The organism is Roseovarius sp. MBR-79, assembly GCF_053628555.1.
In genome coordinates this window covers 87,454-94,823 of the sequence record NZ_JBRJGP010000014.1, presented here as the reverse complement: position 1 = coordinate 94,823, position 7,370 = coordinate 87,454, and the positions used below count along the sequence as shown (strand labels likewise).

Sequence of the window (7,370 nt, the reverse complement as noted above, 5' to 3'; positions counted from 1 at the left end):
CGAAATCCGAAAGGACAAAAGTGGCCGACTTTTACGCCGCCCGCGACAACACTATGCCGCCGCTACCGTGGCCGAGTATTGCTCCGCCGATTACAATTTACCTTTTGATCAGTCAGCGCACTTCCATAAACCCGGTAGTCCAAGTTGCCATGAGCCGCCATCTTCTTGACAATGTCGAAGCCGCCAAAGTTTCGTTTGAAAAAACCGAACATAGATCACCACCAAAACCACGGCCATGCCAATAAGATCAGCGTGTGCCCGAGGCTGTAAGGGGCTTCGCAGTAAGTGTGGATAAGACCTGATGACGAAGCCATGCAATCCTTAACACTCACTGTGAAATGCACATACAACGCAGTTAACAACCCTAGCAGTGCATACATGCAGCCCACAACATAGAGAACCACTATCGCCCCTGACTTGATCGCCCCTGACTTGGCTTCCTGCACTTCCAGATTCCTTATTACTTCGTAATGACTTATATGCTAGCCAGTAATGCTCACCCTCGCCAATTGTTCTCTCTTGCGCTCCAGATCGTAGCCCAAGCCATACTTGGTTCCGACCCCACCAACCGAACTCCACCCCCCAATACTGTCGATCAGTTCCATAGGTGCGCCTGCGTTCCTGAGTCTGTCTCGCATCGTGTGGCGAAAGCAATGGCAGGTCAAGTTCCCGAACCCTTGGCGGATGTACTTGTTGAGCGTGTTGCTTGCATGTGTGGCCACGAACCCCGTCCCTTTCAGCCAACGGGGAAAGACAAAGGATTGTTCCCCTGTGAGCCTGTGAAGCTTCTTCATAGCGTCCAGTGCAGCACCGACCAAGGGAACCTCACGTTCTGAACCCGGCGTCTTGAGCCGTCTCTGGGCGTGTGGGGTGATCCTGATAACACCTTGCTCAAGGCATACGTCCTGCCACCGTAAGCCGACAATCTCTGCCAGTCTCGCCCCTGTCTCGCCAAGGATGGGCAGGATCAACCGTGTATCCTTCTCAGAGGCCAGACAAGCCCCGTAGAGTGCGGTTAGTTGCTCTTGGGTAAAGACGCCCCTCTTGCTGCTATCGCTACCCTCACGCTGTATCTTGAGCCGTGCAAAGGGATTGCGCTTGCTATCATCCAGTTCATGAAAACCGAACTCGATTATCGCATGAAGGGACTGCACCCGACGTCTGACTGTTGCACTCTTGTTGCCTTTCGCCAGAAGGGTCTCGACCACACGCCTAGCATCCGAGCGGGTGTAGTTGCGAATATCCTTGTTGCCTGTCTCCCCGATACATGCAGCAACCGCCAGCCTCACCGGCTTGGGGTCAATGTCACGCTCTGCAAGGTACATGTCGGTGCAGGCCAGCAGGTCTAATGCCTTGGGTTCTAGGGTCTCCAGAAGCTTGTGAACGCATATCGGTTTAATTGTCTTAGCGGTCCATAGATCGGATAACTTGTCAGTAAGTGCCTTGCTCAGGCGTCCAACTCGCTCCAAGTCCTGTCCAAGACTCACCCTTATCACTGTCTGTCCAAAGTCCTGAGCCACCGCTGAAGGAACCCTGCGATTGTAGTAGTAAGTGCCTCCACGCCTGACCGTGTGTGCCAGATTGTATTCCATTTGTCTCTCCAAGTGACAGTTAACACTCAGACAACAAACAGTTTTTTTGAGAGTGATGGTGCGGTCGAGAAGACTCGAACTTCCACGGGTGTTACCCCACAGCGACCTCAACGCTGCGCGTCTACCAATTCCGCCACGACCGCACGTGATCAGGTAGGTGTCGCGCCGTATAAGCAATGGTTCGGGGCTTGTGAAGGGGCAAATCGCATGCCCCTTCGGGTTTTTTCATGCGCCTCGGCGCGCCCTCAATCCAGCTTGAAGGTCGGCAGGGCCGCGGCGGGCTGCACCATGCCGCCCTGCGCCGCCGCACCGCCGAAGGCCGCGCGCCGCAGAAGATCGTTGCGCCCGGAATCTCCCGGCGCAAAAACCGGCTTTGCACCGTTCTCCACCGCGTCGACAGCCGCACGATACCAGACCTGTGCCAGATCGGAGCGCTTGGTGGTGCCGAACCCCTCGTTGAGGTGGTGGCCCATCAATTCGCCATAAGCCTCCTCGCCGAGCGCGGTCAGCAACAGCCCCGAGCCGAGCGCCACGGTCATGTTGTCGATCCGGTACCCCACCGAGAGGCATATCTTGGCGGTGCCGGCAAGCTGCGCGGGCGATTGTCCGGTTTGGAGCACGAAGCCTCGCACCCCGTCGATGACCTCGCCCCGATCCTTGAGCGAGAGCGCGGCGACGTGATCGCGCATGGCAGGGCCAAAGGCGCGGCACTGCTCCTCAAGCTGCGCGGGCGTGATCCCCTTGAGTGCTGCGGCCATGGTCTCGCCCTCGGCGATGGCATAGGTCCGCGCGAGGCAGAACTGCTCGTTCAGCGCGAAACGCGGGTCCTGCATCGAGGCGGCAGTGACGAACCCGCCGTTCGAGTTGGTGACGAGGCTGACCTGGTTGCAATGCGACGCAAGCGACGGCCCGTCACCGCCCGAAGCCATCAGATTGGGCAATGCGCCCAATCCGGCACCCTGTTGTGCCACCGGCTGCACTTCGGGCTGCGGCACCTGCGCCGCCTGCGGGATTGCCGCCATCACCGGCGACTGGAATTGCGGCTGCGGCATGGGCACGGGTGCCGTCGCATAGACAGGCGGCGCGCCGGCCGCCTCGTCACGATAGGCATGCAGCAGGCCGCGCGTGCCCTGCCCGCGCTGCGCGATAAGCTGCGATGTGGCCATGCCGCCCGATTGCGCCCGATAATAGGACGAGATCAGGAACTGCCGTTCGTAATCGGCAAGATAGCCGGTCACGGGATAGCCCATATGCGCCTGATAGGTCGAGACCGCATTGCGGGTGTTGCGTCCGCTCACGCCGTCGGGCGTGCCCGCCGGAAAGCCGAAATAGTTGAGCGCGGTCTGCTCTTCGCGGACCTGCTGGCTCGACACTGTCGGCGCGCGATAGACCCGTTGCGTGGTGGTGGTGCGCTTGCGCTCACGCGCCTTGGCGCTTTCATTGACGATGATGCCGCTCACGGCACCGCCCACCAAGCCGCCGACGAGGCCATCGGCAAAATCCGCCGCCGCGCGTGTGCCCGGCATGGCCGTGACGCTCGCCATCAGCGCCGCCATCACAATTCGCTTTGAAACCATCGTTCTTCTCCCCTAATCAGAAGCCTCTGCACGTGCACCGAATGATAGCTTCAGTTTTGCCCGATCTCGCCGTTGAGTCACGCCATATGTTGAATTTCCCCTTCTCAACCGATCAAAACGGCGTGGAATGGCACCATTCCGCCGGCCTTACGCCCTGGCCAGAGGCGGTTGCGGCGATGGAGGCGCGGGTCGAGCGAATCGCCCGGGGCAAGGCCCCCGAGGCAATCTGGCTGCTCGAACACCCGCCGCTCTATACGGCGGGCACCTCGGCGAACCCCGCCGATCTGCTGATGCCTGACCGCTTTCCGGTCCATGAGGCGCGGCGCGGCGGGCAATATACCTATCACGGCCCCGGTCAGCGCGTGGTCTACGTGATGCTCGACGTGGGCCGCCGCGGGCGCGATGTGCGGCTCTTCGTGCGCCAGTTGGAGCAATGGGTCATCGCCACCCTGGCCGAGTTCAACATCAGTGGCGAAATCCGCCCCGGACGCGTCGGCGTCTGGGTCGCGCGCGGCGACCGGCCGCTGACGGCCACCGGCGCGCGGCAGGAGGACAAGATCGCCGCCATCGGCATCCGGTTGCGCAAATGGATCAGCTTTCACGGGATTTCGATCAATGTGGAGCCGGATCTGGAGCATTTCACCGGCATCGTGCCCTGCGGCATCGCCGAGCACGGGGTGACAAGCCTTGTCGATCTGGGCCTGCCGGTGACCATGGACGATCTCGACGCGGCGCTGCGGCGCAGCTTTGCGGGCGCGTTCGGCTGAGGCAAAGCGCCACCCGGTCGCGCTTGACCCTTGCAAGACCGGCGTGGCGGGTTAGGTTGGCGACAAGGTCTCACCCGACTTCTGACACGAACCAATATGGAGAGAACGCTATGAAAACCTTTGTCATGACTTCCGCCGCCATCATGGCCCTTGCGCTGCCGGCCATGGCCGAGGGCGACGCCGCTGCGGGCGAGAAGACCTTCAACCAGTGCAAGGCCTGCCACATGATCGAATCGCCGACCGAGGTGATCGTGAAGGGCGGCAAGATCGGGCCGAACCTTTATGGCGTGATCGGCCGCACCATGGGCAGCGTCGAGGGCTTCAAGTATTCCGACGGGCTTATTGCCAAGCACGACGCGGGCGAAGTCTGGACCGAGGAAACCCTCGCCGCCTACACGACCGACCCGAGCGAATTCCTCGGCAGCCGCTCGAAAATGACCTTCAAGCTGCGCAAGGGCTCCGAGGACGTGGCCGCCTATCTGGCGACCTTCTCCGAGTAAGACCGTCCACACGACGCCGCACCGCCGCGCGAGGGATCGCGCGGCGGTCTGTGGTTCGGGCACCCGCATTGCGCGCCCATATCGCGGGACTTTGCCGGGCTTGGTGGGTCCCGCGACAAATTTGCGGTCGAATCCCGCGCCAAGACCGGATATGCGCGGCGCAGAGAGTTCAGAATGCGCCAAGGACACCACTCATGAGCAGCTATGGCCGCGACAATCCAAGCCCCGAATACCGCGACATGGTCGCCATGTATGAGCGCCTGCACGAAGAGGGCGAGAGCGCATCGAAGAAGTCAGGCGACGAGACCTTTGCCGGCAAGATGCTCATTCAGCACGCCCCGGGCATCAAGGAAATGATTGCGCGCACCGGTGCCCGGACCATCCTCGATTACGGCGCGGGCAAGGGCGGCGGCTATCTGCGCCGCGACATCAAGCTGCGCAGTGGCGAAACGGTGCCCAGCATCGAGGACTATTGGGGCACCAAGGAAATCCGCTGCTACGATCCCGGCCACGCGCCGTTCAGCGCGCTGCCCGAGGGCCGGTATGACGGGGTGATCTGCACCGATGTGCTTGAACACATCACCGCCCCCGACGTGCCCTGGATCGTCGACGAGATGTTTTCCTATGCCAAGAGGTTCGTCTATGCCAATGTGGCCTGCTACCCGGCGGTAAAATTCCTGCCCAATGGCGAGAACGTGCATTGCACCCTCCGCGACCCCGAGTGGTGGGCCGGCGTGTTTCACGCCGTGGCCATGCGCCATACCGATATCTCCTACCGGCTTGTCACCTCCACCAAGACCGGGCGGCGCAAGAAATTCGGCTTCGCTAAGAACCGCCGCAAGGAATATCAGACCGTGGAGCGCATGGCCTGAAGCCGCCGCGATCCGCACAGATGAGTGACCACGCCCTCTCCTACCGGCCCGAGATCGACGGGCTGCGCGCCGTGGCGATCCTGCCGGTGGTGCTCTATCACGCGGGGCTGTCGTGGGTTTCCGGCGGCTTTGTCGGGGTGGATGTGTTCTTTGTCATCTCGGGCTATCTCATCACCTCGATCATCCTTGCGGAGCGGCGCGCCGGGCGCTTCTCGCTGACGAATTTCTACGCGCGCCGCATCCGGCGGATATTTCCGGCGCTTTTCGTGATGATGGCGGCCTCTTACCCGATTGCCTTTGTGGTGATGGGACCTTTTGCCATGGCCGAATTCGCAGGCAGCGTCACCGCGGCCACGGTGTTTCTGGCCAATGCGTTCTTCTACGATATCAGCGGCTATTTCGCCACCGCCGCCGAGGTCAAGCCGCTCCTGCACACTTGGAGCCTTGCGGTCGAGGAACAGTTCTATTTCGTCTTTCCCGCGCTTGTGCTGCTGACATGGCGGATGGGCGCGCGACGGCAGGTGGCGCTTTTCGCGGGGTTGGCGGTGCTGAGCCTCGGGCTGGCACACTGGGACATCACGCAGGGCAAGGCAGATCGTGCCTTCTTCATGCTGCAAACCCGGTTTTGGGAGTTGATGGCCGGGGCGCTCGCCGCCTATTGGCTTGCATCGCCGCGCGGGCACGCGCTGCGGGCGGGCGGGCGGCTGCGTCATGGCGCGCTTTTGGGGCTCGCGCTCATCCTTTTCGCGGTCATTGCCTATAATGGCGAGACGCGCTTTCCGGGCCTTGCCGCTCTGCCGCCCGTTCTGGGCGCGGTGCTGGTGATCCTTTGCGCCACGCCGCAATGCCTTGCCGGACGGCTGCTCTCCTTGCGCCCGATGGTCTTTGTCGGGCTGGTGAGCTATTCGCTCTATCTGTGGCACGTGCCCCTGCTGGCCTTCACCCGGATCGGCACCGGACGCGACGACGTGGCGCTCATGCTCGGGGTCTGCGCGATTGCCTTCGCGCTTGCCTGCCTGAGCTGGCGCTATGTGGAACGCCCGATCCGCCGGATGCAGGGGGTCCCTGCCGGTCGCCTTTTCGGAACGGCGGCCTTGTCGATGGTGCTGCTCGGCGGGCTGGGACTGGCGGGGCAGAAAACCGATGGGTTTCTCGCCTTTTATCTCGAGCACCGGCTTGACGCAGAAACCCGCGCCAGTTTCGAGCGCTACAACCCCGACACGACGCGCGCCCGCGTGCCCGATGAGGGCTGCCGGTTCCGCGATGAAATCTTCAGCGAGACGTTCGTGACCCGCTTCGAGGACTGCGCCCGCACCCATGGGCAGGCCGTGTTCCTGCTGGGCGATTCCCATGCCGCGAACATCTACAGAGCGCTGCGCTCCACCGAATTGCCGCCGTTCTTCGTGTCACTCTCGCGGGGCGGCTGCCGTCCCTACCAGCCCAAGGAGAAATGTTCCTACGATGCGGCGGTGGCCTTTGTCGAAGAGCGTCCGGACAGCATTTCGCATCTGATCTTTCACGTCTCCGGCTCGCATTACATGCTCGATCATCGTGGCGAAGGCGACAGCGATGCGGCCTTCGTGCCGGGCGCGCCACTGCGCATCGCCGAGAACAATATCGACAGGACCGCCGCCTATCTCGCGCGGTTTCCCGCCGCGCTTGACGTGGTCTGGCTCGGCCCCTTCGCCGAGGGGCGGGTCGATCTGAGCAACCCGGAAAACTATCACCCCGACCGCCTGCGCTTCAATCCGACGTCGTTGGCGCATTTCGCGGCACTGGATGCGATGCTCAAGGCGCGGGCGGCCGGCCAATCGGCCTATCGCTATATTTCACTGGTCGATGCGCTGGCCTTCGATGAGGACGCTCTCGTGCAGGAGGGCTGTCTCACGTTCTGGGACGTGGACCATTTCAGCCCTTGTGGCGAACGCTTGTTTGGGCCGATGATTGCCAAAGTGCTGGACCTCTCGCAAGAGCAGCAAAATTTGACACTTGAACCGGAAAAACGCGGTGAATAGAGGGGGTGTCCGCAACAAGAGCTTTTGCTTACTCGGCCAAGAACGTC

7 protein-coding genes and 1 tRNA gene are annotated in these 7,370 nt (G+C 61.9%); 5 read left to right on the top strand and 3 right to left on the bottom strand.

Features of this window, described 5'->3' with window-relative positions; translation table 11 throughout:
• Window positions 1-245 (top strand): hypothetical protein (locus ACSSV8_RS14710; protein ID WP_454282949.1); only part of this gene is annotated, 245 nt, incomplete at its 5' end.
• Window positions 246-482: 237 nt separating this feature from the next.
• Here ACSSV8_RS14710 and ACSSV8_RS14705 read toward each other — a convergent pair.
• From ACSSV8_RS14705 to ACSSV8_RS14695, 3 genes are all read right to left on the bottom strand, one after another.
• Window positions 483-1,592, bottom strand: a complete 1,110-nt coding sequence (locus tag ACSSV8_RS14705; protein ID WP_454282948.1) for a tyrosine-type recombinase/integrase — start codon at window positions 1,590-1,592, stop codon at window positions 483-485.
• Between the two features lie 56 nt (window positions 1,593-1,648).
• A tRNA-Leu gene (locus ACSSV8_RS14700) sits at window positions 1,649-1,735 on the bottom strand.
• A gap of 102 nt (window positions 1,736-1,837) precedes the next feature.
• On the bottom strand, window positions 1,838-3,169 hold the full coding sequence (locus ACSSV8_RS14695; RefSeq protein ID WP_454282947.1) for a peptidoglycan-binding domain-containing protein: 1,332 nt from the start codon (window positions 3,167-3,169) through the stop codon (window positions 1,838-1,840).
• A gap of 86 nt (window positions 3,170-3,255) precedes the next feature.
• Between ACSSV8_RS14695 and lipB the strand changes: the two genes are divergently transcribed.
• The 4 genes from lipB (at window position 3,256) to ACSSV8_RS14675 (ending at window position 7,323) form a co-directional block, all read left to right on the top strand.
• Window positions 3,256-3,936 carry a lipoyl(octanoyl) transferase LipB gene (gene lipB, locus ACSSV8_RS14690; protein ID WP_454282946.1) on the top strand — a complete coding sequence of 227 codons (681 nt, stop codon included), beginning with the start codon at window positions 3,256-3,258 and terminating at the stop codon, window positions 3,934-3,936.
• A 110-nt stretch (window positions 3,937-4,046) separates the two neighbouring features.
• The gene (locus ACSSV8_RS14685; protein WP_454282945.1) at window positions 4,047-4,436 is read left to right on the top strand and encodes a c-type cytochrome; all 390 of its coding nucleotides are present in this window, start codon (window positions 4,047-4,049) and stop codon (window positions 4,434-4,436) included.
• 194 nt (window positions 4,437-4,630) lie between these two features.
• Window positions 4,631-5,308 (top strand): class I SAM-dependent methyltransferase, encoded by a 678-nt coding sequence (locus ACSSV8_RS14680; RefSeq protein ID WP_454282944.1) that lies wholly within the window; start codon window positions 4,631-4,633, stop codon window positions 5,306-5,308.
• Between the two features lie 20 nt (window positions 5,309-5,328).
• Window positions 5,329-7,323 carry an acyltransferase family protein gene (locus ACSSV8_RS14675; protein WP_454282943.1) on the top strand — a complete coding sequence of 665 codons (1,995 nt, stop codon included), beginning with the start codon at window positions 5,329-5,331 and terminating at the stop codon, window positions 7,321-7,323.
• Window positions 7,324-7,370 lie beyond the last annotated feature (47 nt).